Annotated in this window: 15 protein-coding genes and 1 riboswitch; all 15 genes read right to left on the reverse strand. The window is 61.9% G+C overall.

Annotation, left to right across the window (positions count from 1 at the left end):
* Positions 1 to 16: 16 nt before the first annotated feature.
* Positions 17 to 760 carry a DUF364 domain-containing protein gene (locus Q0K07_RS02700; protein ID WP_294556049.1) on the reverse strand — a complete coding sequence of 248 codons (744 nt, stop codon included), beginning with the start codon at positions 758 to 760 and terminating at the stop codon, positions 17 to 19.
* On the reverse strand, positions 757 to 1,476 hold the full coding sequence (locus tag Q0K07_RS02705) for an ATP-binding cassette domain-containing protein (protein ID WP_294556052.1): 720 nt from the start codon (positions 1,474 to 1,476) through the stop codon (positions 757 to 759). Before Q0K07_RS02705 ends, Q0K07_RS02700 begins: the two co-directional genes overlap by 4 nt.
* Complete coding sequence (locus Q0K07_RS02710; RefSeq protein WP_294556055.1) at positions 1,473 to 2,279, reverse strand: ABC transporter permease; 807 nt, start codon at positions 2,277 to 2,279, stop codon at positions 1,473 to 1,475. Before Q0K07_RS02710 ends, Q0K07_RS02705 begins: the two co-directional genes overlap by 4 nt.
* Before the next feature lie 76 nt (positions 2,280 to 2,355).
* Positions 2,356 to 3,093 carry a molybdate ABC transporter substrate-binding protein gene (gene modA / locus Q0K07_RS02715; RefSeq protein WP_294556057.1) on the reverse strand — a complete coding sequence of 246 codons (738 nt, stop codon included), beginning with the start codon at positions 3,091 to 3,093 and terminating at the stop codon, positions 2,356 to 2,358.
* An 88-nt stretch (positions 3,094 to 3,181) separates the two neighbouring features.
* A riboswitch (molybdenum cofactor riboswitch) is annotated at positions 3,182 to 3,326 on the reverse strand.
* A gap of 235 nt (positions 3,327 to 3,561) precedes the next feature.
* Positions 3,562 to 4,125, reverse strand: coding sequence for a phosphonate metabolism protein/1,5-bisphosphokinase (PRPP-forming) PhnN (gene phnN / locus Q0K07_RS02720; protein ID WP_294556059.1), 564 nt, complete (start codon positions 4,123 to 4,125; stop codon positions 3,562 to 3,564).
* The gene (locus Q0K07_RS02725; RefSeq protein WP_294556062.1) at positions 4,125 to 5,273 is read right to left on the reverse strand and encodes an alpha-D-ribose 1-methylphosphonate 5-triphosphate diphosphatase; all 1,149 of its coding nucleotides are present in this window, start codon (positions 5,271 to 5,273) and stop codon (positions 4,125 to 4,127) included. The genes phnN and Q0K07_RS02725 overlap by 1 nt, the downstream gene beginning before the upstream one ends.
* A 6-nt stretch (positions 5,274 to 5,279) precedes the next feature.
* Positions 5,280 to 6,068, reverse strand: coding sequence for a phosphonate C-P lyase system protein PhnL (gene phnL / locus Q0K07_RS02730; RefSeq protein WP_294556065.1), 789 nt, complete (start codon positions 6,066 to 6,068; stop codon positions 5,280 to 5,282).
* 2 nt (positions 6,069 to 6,070) lie between these two features.
* Positions 6,071 to 6,850 (reverse strand): phosphonate C-P lyase system protein PhnK, encoded by a 780-nt coding sequence (gene phnK / locus Q0K07_RS02735; RefSeq protein WP_294556068.1) that lies wholly within the window; start codon positions 6,848 to 6,850, stop codon positions 6,071 to 6,073.
* Positions 6,843 to 7,748: an alpha-D-ribose 1-methylphosphonate 5-phosphate C-P-lyase PhnJ gene (locus tag Q0K07_RS02740; RefSeq protein ID WP_294556071.1), complete on the reverse strand. Its 906-nt coding sequence runs from the start codon at positions 7,746 to 7,748 to the stop codon at positions 6,843 to 6,845. The genes phnK and Q0K07_RS02740 overlap by 8 nt, the downstream gene beginning before the upstream one ends.
* Entirely contained in the window at positions 7,745 to 8,869 is a 1,125-nt protein-coding gene (locus tag Q0K07_RS02745; RefSeq protein ID WP_294556073.1) for a carbon-phosphorus lyase complex subunit PhnI, read from the reverse strand. Before Q0K07_RS02745 ends, Q0K07_RS02740 begins: the two co-directional genes overlap by 4 nt.
* A 1-nt stretch (position 8,870) precedes the next feature.
* Positions 8,871 to 9,482 (reverse strand): phosphonate C-P lyase system protein PhnH, encoded by a 612-nt coding sequence (gene phnH / locus Q0K07_RS02750; protein WP_294556076.1) that lies wholly within the window; start codon positions 9,480 to 9,482, stop codon positions 8,871 to 8,873.
* Positions 9,479 to 9,925: a phosphonate C-P lyase system protein PhnG gene (gene phnG, locus Q0K07_RS02755; RefSeq protein ID WP_294556079.1), complete on the reverse strand. Its 447-nt coding sequence runs from the start codon at positions 9,923 to 9,925 to the stop codon at positions 9,479 to 9,481. The genes phnH and phnG overlap by 4 nt, the downstream gene beginning before the upstream one ends.
* Positions 9,922 to 10,683: a DUF1045 domain-containing protein gene (locus Q0K07_RS02760; protein WP_294556083.1), complete on the reverse strand. Its 762-nt coding sequence runs from the start codon at positions 10,681 to 10,683 to the stop codon at positions 9,922 to 9,924. The genes phnG and Q0K07_RS02760 overlap by 4 nt, the downstream gene beginning before the upstream one ends.
* On the reverse strand, positions 10,683 to 11,480 hold the full coding sequence (gene phnE / locus Q0K07_RS02765) for a phosphonate ABC transporter, permease protein PhnE (protein WP_294556085.1): 798 nt from the start codon (positions 11,478 to 11,480) through the stop codon (positions 10,683 to 10,685). The genes Q0K07_RS02760 and phnE overlap by 1 nt, the downstream gene beginning before the upstream one ends.
* A gap of 92 nt (positions 11,481 to 11,572) precedes the next feature.
* Positions 11,573 to 12,538 (reverse strand): phosphonate ABC transporter substrate-binding protein, encoded by a 966-nt coding sequence (phnD, locus tag Q0K07_RS02770; protein WP_294556088.1) that lies wholly within the window; start codon positions 12,536 to 12,538, stop codon positions 11,573 to 11,575.
* Positions 12,539 to 12,581: the final 43 nt, after the last annotated feature.

Consider the following 12,581-nt stretch of genomic DNA (forward strand, 5'->3'; position numbering starts at 1 on the left):
TCCTTCCTGCCCGGTATCAGCTGGACATGGGGCAGAAGCGGGGCAGGCCGAGAATACGGGCCGCCGCGGCTCCTGAAATGCCGAAGAAGAGTACGGGCTTTCCTATGTCCACAAAGTCGACGAAGGAGCCGTTGCAGAGGGTACTGCCCGTGCAGAGCACAAGGTCGGGCCATTCCAGAACCGCATCCTGATAGCTGTTTCCGCCGTGTTCGATGGTGATGCCGGAGCGGAGGCTGCCCACGAACTGCGGGTTCATGTCCAGCACGCGAAGGGAGAACTCCTGCGAGAGGCGGGCGGTAAGGGCGGGCTGATACCCCACCAGCGTGATGCGCGGGCGGTGGAAATGTCCGTGGATATAGGAGGCGTAGGCTTCGGCGCACAGTTCCAGTTCGTTGTTGCGGCAATGGACGGTATGGTCGAGGTCGCCGGTGAAGCGCATGACGGCGTTGAGCGTGGCCACCAGAAGCCCCCGGCTGTACGGATCGTTTTCCACATCCAGATGCAGTATCTGGTCGAGGGTGCCGCTGAAGTCGGAAGGCGCGTCGGTAAAGGCCTGACCGAGGGCATCGCCGAACTGGGCCTGAAGCATGATTTCCCTGCCCGCAAGGATGGGGTAATCCCTGCGCGTGGTGTTTCCGATGGCTTCTTCCGGGGAAAGTCCCCGGCTTTTCAGGGTGATGGGGCGTTCGTTCAGGCGGTGTTTACGGACGATGTCTTCCATTTCCTGCCTGAGGCGCCGGTACAGCTCCTGTGTGGTCATGCGTCCTCCAGTCCGAGAAAGGCGTTGAGTTCAGCGTTGCCGCTGCGGGTGAAAAGTTCCTGTGCCGAACGGATGCAGAGCATCCTGCCCCGGGCCATGATGCCTATGCGGGAGGCCAGCATCTGGGCCTCCCTGAAGTCGTGGGTGACGAAGAGCACCGCACAGTGGAACTTCCGGGGAATGTTCCCTATTTCTTCATACAGGCTTTTTCTGGTGGCCGGGTCGAGGGAGGAAAAGGGTTCGTCGAGAAGGAGCAGGCGGGGATTCAGCACCAGGGCGCGGGCCAGCGCGACCCTTTGCTTTTCCCCGCCACTCAGGGTTTGAGGATATTCTTTCAGAATATGGCCTATGGACAGCAGGGAGGCGATTTCCTCCACCTTCCTTTCCTGTTTCGCACGGCTCATGCGGCGCATGCGCAGGCCGTAGGTGATGTTTTTTTCCACGTTCATGTGGGGAAAGAGGGCGTAATCCTGATACACGAAGCCTATGCGTCGTTCCGTGAGGGGAATGTCCTGCACCGGCGTGCCGTACAGAAGCACGCGCCCTTTTTCCGGGGTGTAGAAGCCTGCCGCCGATTCCAGAAGCAGCGTCTTGCCCGCGCCCGTCCGCCCGAGAATGGCGAACATTTCCCCTTCCGCCACGGAAAAGGAAATATCTTCCATGTGCATGCTGCCCCGGGTGAGGCAGAAGGACTCGAAGGCGAGGGGCACGGTCACCAGCAGGCTCCTTCCATGCGGCTTGCGGCGCGGCGCTGCAGCAGGGTGGAGGCAAGCAGTGCCGTGCCGGAAATGATGAGCAGGATGATGGCGGCGGCCATGGCCATGCCGTTGTCGCCGGTACTGATGTTGAGGTAGATGCTGGCGGGCAGGGTTTCGGTCTTCATGCGCGTCACGCCCACGAGCATGAGCGTGGCTCCGAATTCCCCGATGGCGCGCGACCAGGTGAGTATGGCCGCCATGAGTATGGAATTGCGGCACAGGGGCAGGGTGATGGTGCAGAATCTCTGCCACGGGGAGGCGCCCAGCGTGCCCGCAATGAATTCCAGCCTTCCGTCCAGCTCTTCCAGAGCCGTGCGCATGAGCCGTATCACAAAGGGGATGTTGACGATCCACTGGGCCATGACGATGCCCGCCGGTTCAAAGATGATCCGTATGCCGAAGTTTCTGAGCAGCCTTCCCGCCTCGGAGGAAAACATCATGAGCAGGCAGAGCCCGAGCACGAGGTAGGGCAGGGAGAGGGGAAGTTCCAGCACCAGGCGGCAGAGATTGCGCAGGGGCATGCGGCACCGGGCCAGCGCATAGGCGCAGGGAATGCCCACCACGAAGCACAGCAGCGTGGAAATCGTGGAGGTGACAAGGCTCAGCCTGATGGAAAACAGCACTTCTTCCGAGCGGAACGCCCCGGGCAGAAAGGGCAGGCCCCCTATGATGATGGTACAGAGGGAGGCGGTGAGAAAAAGCACGGTAAGAAAGGCCACACACAGGCTTGCGCCGTCGAAAAAGGAGAGTTTTCGTTTCATGGCGCGCAGGATGCCCGCGTCATGCATAAGGCACGGCGGGCGGAAGAGGGGAGGGCGCCGCAAGGCGCCCGGCGTGTCAGTTCAGCACCACATAACCGTGCTTTTCCCAGATGTTTTTTGCCTCATCGGAAGCGAGAAAGTCCAGGAAGGCCTGCTGTCCCCCGGGATTGCTGGAAACGGAAAGAGTGGCGGCGGGAATGGTTTTCACATAGGCGTCCATGGCCGGGTCGGCCAGAATGTCCATGGCGGCCGTCACATTTTCCTTCCACACGATGATGGCGTCGCATTCGCCCACGTTCAGGGCGTTGAAGATGGAAGGCGCGGTCACGCCGCGGCTCACCACGTTGACCTTGCCGGTCAGGCCCGCGTCGGCAAGGGCCTTGTCCGCAATCTTGCCTATGGGCGTGGCCCTGGCATCACCGAGCACCACGCGAAGGTCGCTTCTGCCGAGGTCTTTAATGCCGGAAATGTTTCTGGGATTGCCTTTGGCCACGGCAAGCACCGGGATGTGCTTCACAAGATCGCGCGTGGCGGACACATACTTCTTCACGGGCTTCAGTTCTTCCGCAGCCCCGGCGATGAAGAAGTCGCCTTCCTGCGCGGTATTGAGCTGCGACTGTATCTGCCCGGCGTTGGCATAGGTCACTTCCATGCCGATGCCGGTTTTTTTCGTGAAGGCGGCCGCTATTTCGCCGAAAGGTCTGGTCATGCCCGCGCCGCAATAGACGTGCAGCGCTTTTTCCGCCAGAGCAGAGGTGGGGAACGTCAGGGCCAGGACCGCCGCAACACAGAGGAGGAGGGGAAATCTTTTCATGCGATTCTCCATGCAGCGCATACGCGCACTTCCGGTGTTGCTCACAGATGAAAACACCAGAACCATGGATACAGGGGTATCCATGCATGGTTCAAGCGCAGCGTTTTCTTTCCATGCCGCAGGGGCATTCAAGGAGGCGGGGCCGTTTCCAGCGCCCACCCTGTGAGCAGAAACTCAGGTCGGAGCGGCATGGCTTCCGCTGTAGCCGGACCGACTCGAAAACTTATCTTTTGAAATAGAACAGGCGCGATTTCCTTGTCAAGCAGGGCGGGAAAATTCCTCTGCTCCGGGCGTGTTTTCTGCCGGGCACGAGAGAAAGCAGCGCTTTCGGCACACGACGGAAAGGGGCACTTTGGCAGAAAGGCCGGTCATGCTCCCTTGTTTGGCGGCGGGGATGCCCTGTGTCCCGTGCAGAAAAAGGCCCTGCGGAAACATGTTCCGCAGGGCCTTGCGACAGGGGCCGTTTTTTCAGGCAAGATGCAGGGCCGAGGTGATTTTTTCGGCAAGGTTGCGGGCGTTTTCTTCCAGCGGGCCGGAATTGTCGATGCGTATCCACTGCTCGACGGCGTCTTCCTCGGGAATGGGAGCAAAGGCGGCGGTGAGCCTTTCCTCCACTTCGGCTTCGGATTCCCGGCCGCGCTTTATGAGCCTTTCCCGGAGCATGGAAGGCTCCACGGTGACGAGCACGGGCAGAAGTCCGGGGTAGCGGCGTCTTGCCTGAGGGAAGGCGGCGCGGGAGCCGTTGATGATGAGGGAAACGCCGCATGCCAGAGCCGTATCCGTGCTGGCCGCAATGCCGTAGCGGTAGCCGTGGCTGGCCCAGTACAGGGAGAAATATCCCTGGGAAACGAGGGCGGCGAAATGTTCGGGGCTGACGGGGATGTGGTGTTCCCCTCCGGCGGAGGCGGCCCTTGTGATGTAACGCCGGGGAAAGGCCACGGGCAGCCCGCACAGGCGCTGACGCAGCGCGTCGAGAAGCGAATCTTTTCCCGCGCCGGAAGGGCCCATGACATAGATGAGTCTGCCGTTCATCAGAACACCCTTTCGCCTTCGCGCCATACGTTGCGCACGACGGGCACGTCGTCGAGTCTGCGTATGCGTACAAGGTCGGCGCGCAGTCCCTCGGCAATGCGTCCCCTGTCGTCGAGCCCCACGGCTTCGGCCGGATGAGAGGAGACGAGACTCATGGCTTCCGGCAGGGGCATGATGCCGCGTTCGTTCAGGGAAAAGACGGCGCTGATGAGGCTGATGGGCACATAGTCCGAGGAAAGCGCGCCGAGATAGCCTTCCCGTGCCACGGTTTCCGCCGAGACGTTGCCCGAATGCGAACCGCCCCGCACGATGTTGGGCGCGCCCATGAGCACCGTCATGCCGTTTTCCGAAGCGTAGCGCGCGGCCTCTTCCGTGGTGGGAAATTCGCTGATGCGTATGCCGTTGGCCAGGGCTTCGTTCACATGTTCCACCAGCGTGTCGTCATGGCTGGCCATGGGCAGGCGGTGCTCACGGCAGAAGGACATGACGGAAGCCGCGTTTTCATCCGCGCAGGAATCCCGCCGTGCCCTGAGTTCGTCCACCATCTTCTGAAACTCTTCGTCCGTCCATGATCTGGTGTTGCTGTAATAGGTACGGTAACTTTCGGTATTGCGCCACTGTCTCTGTCCGGGGGTATGGTCCATGAGGGAAACAAGGTGCAGGCCGGGGGTGTCGGAAATGGGGAAGAACAGCTCCTGCATGCGGGGATCGGCCACCTCGCAGCGCAGATGCAGCAGATGTTCCGCGCGAAGCTGGCCGCTTTCGCGGCAGTGATTGAGGGCCTCCACGGCTTCGCCGAGCATGGCGATGCGGCCCTTGTCATGATATTCGCCGACGGAAAGCGCGTCAAATACCGTGGTGATGCCCGAGGATACGATCTGCGCGTCATGGGCGAAAAAGGCCGATTCCGGCTGGGGCCACACCACTTTCGGCCGGGGCAGAATATGTTTTTCGAGGTTGTCGGTATGCAGTTCCACAAGGCCCGGGGCGAGATAGTCGCCTTCCATGTCCACGTCGTCGGCATGACGGGCGCCGCAGGCGTTTCCTTCCTCCACGGCGGCGATGCGGCCGTCGCGTACGAGCACATGTCCGTTGACGATGTCGTGTTCCGTGATGACTCTGCAATTATAGAAAAGCTGTTCCTTCATGGCTTGTTATCCTTTTCCGTGGAGGGAAGATGCGCCCTGTTCGCCGGGGCGGTGCATGATGACGGAGCGGTGGGCCACGGCCGTTCTCGTGTCGTCGTCGTGGAAGATGCCCACCACCGCGCATCCGCGTGCGCAGGCTTCACGGATGAGTTCCACGACGATTTTCCTGTTCATGGCGTCGAGGGAGGCCGTGGGTTCGTCGAGCAGAAGAACGGGAGTGGGGCGGCAGAAGCCCCTTGCGATGTTCACCCTCTGCTGTTCGCCGCCGGAAAAGGTGGCCGGGGCCAGATTCCAGAGCCTTTCGGGCAGGTTCAGCCTTTGCAGAAGGTTGCGCGCCCGGCGCAGGGCCTCCTCTTCCTTGCAGCCTGCCGCAAGCAGAGGTTCCGCCACAAGATCGAGGGTGGAAACGCGGGGGATGACGCGCAGAAACTGACTGACGTAGCTTATGCACTCGCGCCTCAGTCGGCTCACCTCGCGGGGGGAGGCATGGGCGATGTCGGTTTCCCGGCCGCTGCAGCGCACAAGAATGCTGCCTGATGTGGGCAGGTAATTGCCGTACAGGGCCTTGAGCATGGTGGACTTGCCCGAACCGGAGGGCCCGTACAGGGCCACGCATTCGCCGGCATTCACATGGAAGCTGACGTCCCGGAGCGCTTCGATGCGTGTTCCGCCCTGCTGATGCAGGATGAATTCCTTGCACAGGCCGGAAACTTCTATGACCGGAAGTTCGGCAGGATGCGCCTTTTCGGCGTCGGAAGCCGGGGAGGGAAGAGCGTTGTTTGTCGTATTCATCATCGTCAGCCTTGGAGGATGGAGGAAACCAGAAGCTGGGTATAGGGATGGTGCGGATCGTCCAGAACCTGATCGGCAAGGCCCTGTTCCACGACCTCGCCGTGGTACATGACCATGAGCCTGTGGGAGAGCAGCCGCGCCACGGCCAGATCGTGGGTGACGAGCACCACGGCAAGGCCCATGTCGCGCACGAGCCTGCGCAGAAGATCGAGCAGCCGCGCCTGCACGGACACATCGAGTCCGCCCGTGGGCTCATCCATGAAGACGAGGCGCGGGCCGGTCACGAGGTTGCGGGCTATCTGAAGGCGCTGCTGCATGCCCCCGGAATAGCGGGCCGGAATGTCGTCGATGCGCGGGGCGGCTATTTCCACCTTTTCCAGCCATTCCAGAGCGGTGGCGCGCAGCTTGCCGTAGTTTCTGCCCCCGGCGGCCATGAGGCGTTCGCCGATGTTGGCCCCGGCGCTTACCTGCATGCGCAGGCCGTCGCGGGGGTTCTGATGCACATAGCCGAGTTCCGTTCGCAGAAGGCGGCGGCGTTCCCCCTCGCTCAGCGCGTGCAGGTCGAGTTCCGTCCCGCAGGCGTTGCGGTAGATGACGCGGCCTTCACTCGGTTCCATGCGGCCGGAGAGCATGTTGAGAAGCGTGCTTTTGCCGGAGCCGGATTCTCCGACGATGCCGAGCACCTCGCCCGGCCACAGCTTCAGGGAAACGTCGCGGCAGCCCAGCCTCTCGCCGTAGCGCCGCGTGAGCGATTCGGCCTCAAGCACGGGAAGCGGTTCATTCATGGGAAACCTCCGTCATGCCCTGCCGGGCCCTGTTTTCCGCGCAGGCGTCGCTGTCGGAACAGACGAACATTCTTCTGCCCGTATCGTCGAGCACTACTTCGTCAAGGTAGGTGTGGCGTGCCCCGCACAGGGCGCAGGGTTCCTCCCAGCGCTGTACCTCGAAGGGGTAGTCCTCGAAGTCGAGGCTCTTCACGTCGGTATAGGGCGGAATGGCGTAGAGGCGTTTTTCCCGCCCCGCGCCGAAAAGCTGCAGCGCCGGGCACTGGTGCATCTTGGGGTTGTCGAAGCGCGGAATGGGCGAGGGACTCATGATGTAGCGTCCGTTCACGCGGACGGGATAATCAAAGCTCATGGCTATGGCTCCGTGCCGCATGATGTCCTCGTAGATCTTCACGTTCATGAGGCCGTATTCCTCAAGAGCGTGCAGGGTGCGGGTTTCCTTTTCGCTGGGTTCCAGCCAGCGCAGGGGCTCCGGCAGAGGAACCTGATAGACCAGAATCTGGTTTTCGTTCAGCGGGTGTTCGGGAATGCGGTGCCTTGTCTGAATGATGGTGGCCTCGGCGGTATGCGTGGTGGTTTCCACCCCCGTAGTGCCGGCAAAGAATCTGCGGATGGAAACGGCGTTGGTGGTGTCGTCGGAGCCCTGGTCGATGACCTTGAGCACGTCCTCTTCCCCGATGACGCTTGCCGTCACCTGTATGCCGCCCGTTCCCCAGCCGCAGGGCATGGGCATTTCCCTTCCGGCAAAGGGGACCTGATAGCCGGGCACGGCCACGGCCTTGAGCAGTCCCCGCCTAATCATCCTCTTGGTGCTTTCGTCCAGATAGGCGAAGTTGTAGCCTTCCAGCGGCGTTTTCTTCCGCGTATCGTTACAGATATCCTGCTGCAGTGTCATCATGACCGTTCTCCTCGGGAAGGGGATGCGTCCGCTGCCTTCTTCCCTGCCTCGCGCAGACTACGTATCAGGGAAAGTTCCGCCTGAAAGTCCACATAGTGGGGCAGCTTGATGTGCTGCACGAAGCCTGAGGCGTCCACATTGTCGCCGTGAAGCAGGACGAATTCCGGGTTCTGCGCCGGTCCCGTCACGGGTTCCTTCAGTTCTTTTGCGCGCAGGGCGCGATCCACGATGGACATGGATATGGCCTTTCTCTCATTGTTGCCGAACACGAGTCCGTAGCCTCTGGTGAGGCAGGGGGGCATGGCGCTTCCCGTGTAGCGGCTCACCGTGTCGCATTCGGTCATTTCCAGCTCTCCGGCGACGATGGGAAAGTCCAGTTCCTCGGGCGTGATGACGAGCTCCACGAAGCCGCGCCGAAGTTCCCCGGTAAAGGGATGCACCGCGCCGAAGCCGCGCTGGGTGGAGTAGGCCATGCCGAGGAGAAAGCCTTCGTCGGCCCTGGCCAGCGTCTGCAGGCGCACGGGGCGATCCTCCGGGCCGTCGGCGGGAAGTTCCAGAGGCCTGCGGGTGAGATCGGCAACTTCCCGGCAGGAGGAGGTATCCGCCGCAGGTTCGAGCAGGCCTTCCGCGTTCAGGGCGCTCATGGCGCGGGGAAGGTTCTTCACGTTCAGCTTCTCTTCCGTCAGGGGCGCGGAAGTGTCCGGCGCGCCTTCAGTCCGGCTGAGGCTGCGGTCGAGCAGCCTGTGGGTATAGTCGAACGTGGGGCCGAGTATCTGCCCTCCGGGAAGATCCTTCCATGTGGCGGAAATACGGCGCGAGACGCGCATGGACGAGGTGTCCACGGGCTGGGAGGAACCGAATCTCGGCAGGGTGGTGCGATAGGCGCGCAGGAGAAACACCGCTTCCTGCAGGTCGCCGCAGGCCTGCTTCACGGCAAGGGCCGCAAGAGGCGGACAGTACAGGGAGGCTTCGGCCATCACCCTGTCCACGGCGAGTTTCAGCTGAAAGGAAATCTGCGCAAGGGAAAGTTCCGGCACGTCCAGCGGGCCGCGCCGTTCCCGGCGAAGCTGCGCGTGTGCGGCGTCTATGGCCTTTTCCCCGCCTTTGACTGCTACATACATGTCATGCCTCCTGCGCCTTCAGAGTTGTGCTGCGCGGAAGTCCCGAGGCCATGCCCTCTCCGCAGAGGAACATGTCGACGCCCTGCGGAAAGCTCTGGTGATTCTCCTCCCACTGGAGCAGAAAGCGCTCCGGCAGGTTGCACTGGAAGACAAGGGATCGGCGTATGCCCGGGCCTGAGGCCGTGCAGGAAAAAGAGCCCTGCGGCTGTGAAAACATCATTCCTCCCAAGCAGAGCGTGGCGGAACGGTCGGGATATTCGGCGCTGCCCTGAGAGAAAACCGAAAGAGGCGGCATATCCTCCGGGTCGGCGATGAAGGCGAAATCGGCCCTGCCCGGGTCGTCATCCATGGTGGAGCCGCACTGGAAGCGGAACCAGCGACGCACGCTTTCTTCGTTCAGGGAGGGAGAAAGCCATACCGTCGTGTCCTGATCGCACAGCGTCAGGGCGATGGCGGCAAGTTCCGGGGCAAGAGGAGCGGCCGTGCCTTCGGGCAGAGGCAGGGGAACGGGCCGGCAGGGGCGGGAAAGCGCACGCAGAAGACTGCGGAAGGTCTGCTGCGCCTGCCGGACGGGGTTGTTCCAGTGGGCGGGATGCGTGACGGGGCAGCTCATTTGTCTTCCCCCCTGACGAGAGTGAAGAAGTCCACCTTGGTGGGGGCGGCCTCTTTTCCGGCCTGCTCTTCCCGTTCCTGCAGCATTTTTTCGAGCCGCGGCTTCAACTCTGTGTCGAACATGGGGGCATAGGCCTCCTTCTGCCAGAGCGCGTCGCAGAGTGCCGCAAGCTCGGCGTGCCGGGGATTTTCCCCCAGAACGTAGCCGCAGCCGCAGGTGTCGCCGGGAAGCGTGACCACGCAGCGGGTCACCAGGGCTTCGCCCACGTTGAACAGCGCGCCCTCCGCGTTGATGCGGCCGCGGACCATGACCAGTCCGCTTTCCGGGCCGCGGAGAAGTTTCCAGGGAGGGAGCTGCAGCCCGGCGAGGAAGTGTTCCAGTTCCTCGGCAGGGGCAAGGGAAAGAAGACGCATGTACTGCTGACGTCTGTCCTGGGTATTCATACGATGTTCCTGTGGTTGTTCATTCCAAGGGGGAAGCGTGCCAGTTCCGTGAAGGGGCTTTCGCGGTCCTTCTGGCGGAACAGACTGATGCCGTCCACCATGAGGGGCCTGTGAAGAAAGGGGGAAAGGCAGCGCTGCAGGCTTTGCTGTGCAAGGGATGTCTGCTCTTCCGACAAGGAGCCCGTCAGCGTCAGGTGAAAGCGGAAGAGGTTGAACACGCGGTGATAGCCGTACACGGCAAGGTATTCCGCCTCTTCGGAGCTGAGTGTGCCGCGCCTTTTTATGTCGGCTTCGGCAAGAGGCGCGCGGAAGAAGTCCGGCGCGGTCACGCAGTCTCTTTCCAGTTCGCAGAGTCCGGGGTTCGCCTCGCCGAAGGAGGCGGAACCGCAGGAGGGCGTGAGGGCGAGAAAGGCGCCGGAGCCGTTGTTCAGCGCCCGAAGTTCCAGGGGCGTGGTGGCAAAGGGTTCATGACGCCGCGCGATGTTCCGGCAGACGTCCATGAGAAGTTCACATGCCCACTCCTCTTTTTCCCACCGGGGAGAAAGTTCAAAGGGAGCCTTGAGGGTGGCGTGCAGGCCGTATTTTGCCGGTGCGGCCACCATGGCGGCCCAGTCATCGGCGGAAAAGGGGGAGCCTTCGGGAGGCACGGGGGCGGAGCTTGTTCCGTTCAGGGCGTCGCGGCCGAAAAGCGGCGTGACGGCGGCATGGAGCGCGGAGCCGGCGGACGGGGCGTAATAAAGGGCGTAGCGGGCGGACATCAGAGCACCATTTTGCGAAGTTTCTGGGAGAAGAGGTCGAAGAGCGTGACCACGAGAATGATGATGGCCATGACGGCGCAGGTGCGGGGAAATTCAAAACTGCGTATGAGTTCCCACAGCACCATGCCTATGCCGCCCGCGCCCACCATGCCCACCACGGTGGCGGAACGCACATTGGCTTCAAAGCGGTACAGGGAATAGGAGATCCACAGGGGAAACACCTGGGGGATGACGCCGTAGGCTATTTCTTCCAGATAGGTGGCGCCGGTGGAGCGCACCCCTTCCACGGGAGCGGTTTCAATGGCTTCCACGGCTTCGGAAAAGAGCTTGGCCAGTGTGCCAGTGGTATGCACCCACAGGGCCAGAACACCGGCAAAGGGGCCGAGGCCCACGGCCACCACGAAGAGCATGGCGAACACCATTTCGTTGATGGCGCGGGCGGCGTCCATCATGCGGCGCACGGGCTGGCGTATCCACCAGGGGGCCATGTTCTCCGCCGACATGATGCCGAGGGGCACCGCGCATACGACGGCGAGTACCGTGCCCCATACGGCCACCTGCAGGGTGATGAGCATTTCCTTCACATACATGCGCCATTCGGTGAAGTCGGGCGGGAAGAAGTCGCCTATGAGCGTGCCGATGTTGCCCGCATCGGTGATGAGAGCCAGAGGCTCCATTTCCGCACCGTGCCACGACCAGACAAGCAGGGCGATGACGGCCGTCCATGTCAGCATGCGGGAGGCTTTTTCCCCGATGCTGAGCGGGGGCCTTAACGAGGGTTCAGAAGAAGCGTGCATGGGAATCCTGTGCCGGCGGATCACGATCCGCGCCTGTAAACAGGGGAAAGGGGAAAAAAAGCCCTTCCCCGGCAGGGGAAGGGCGGTATGGCCTACTTGCCGAGAGCGGCGAGCCTGGCATCTATGTCGGCGATGCGACCGGCCTTTTCTTCGGCGCTCATGTGTTCGTTGCCTTCGATGCTCATTTTTTCGCGGAACAGTTCAAGCTGGCGCAGAGGCGTGAGCTGGCTGTTGTCGGACTTCTTGAAGGGGCCCCACGTCAGGTTGGCAAGAACCTGACGCTCCTTTTCCGCGTTCTTTCCGGAGACGCCGTAGCTGAAGATGAAGTCCGTGATCTTCTTCTTGGTGGCATCGGAAAGATCCTTGCGCCAGACCAGCGGATCGCTGGGAATGCGGGGCGACTTCCAGATGACGGCAAGCTGGGCTGCCTTGTCGGGATAGATATGTTCCAGACGGCCCATGCCTTCATTGTTGAAGGTGGCCACGTCCACCTGACGGTTGGCCACGGCAAGGGCGTTGGATTCGTGGTTGGAGGCCACGACGCGCTTGAAGATCTTCTTGGGATCCTTGCCATTCCGGGCAAAGACGTAATAGCCGGGGACAAGATAGCCGGAGGTGGAGTTGGGGTCGCCGTTGCTGAAGGTGAGCTCGGAGGCCCGGGCGAACATGTCGTCGAGATTTTTGATGCCGCTGTCCTTGTGGGCGATCAGGTAGGACCAGTAGCCGGTGTTTCCTTCCACGTCGCAGGTCTGGGCGAACACTTCGCCGTTGGCGCGGTCCACCATCATGATGGCGCCCTTGTTGCCCACCCAGCTGAGATCGACCTTCTTGAAGCGCATGCCTTCAATGATGCCCGCGTAGTCGCTGGCAAAGAAGGCCTTGATCTTCATGCCGGTGGCCCTGCTCATGTCTTCGAGGAAGGGATCCCACATGGTTCGCAGGTTCTGGGAGGATTCCGTGGAGATGATGCCGAAGTTGAGGGTGGCGGGTTCTTCGGCCCGGGCGGAGGCGGCGCCCATGAGCAGCGTCGCGGACAGAATGAGGGAAAGAAGACGCATCAGTGTATCCTCTGTTGGAGATGACCGGGGCGGAGGCCCCGAA

This window comes from uncultured Mailhella sp., from assembly GCF_944324615.1.
GTDB lineage: Bacteria > Desulfobacterota > Desulfovibrionia > Desulfovibrionales > Desulfovibrionaceae > Mailhella.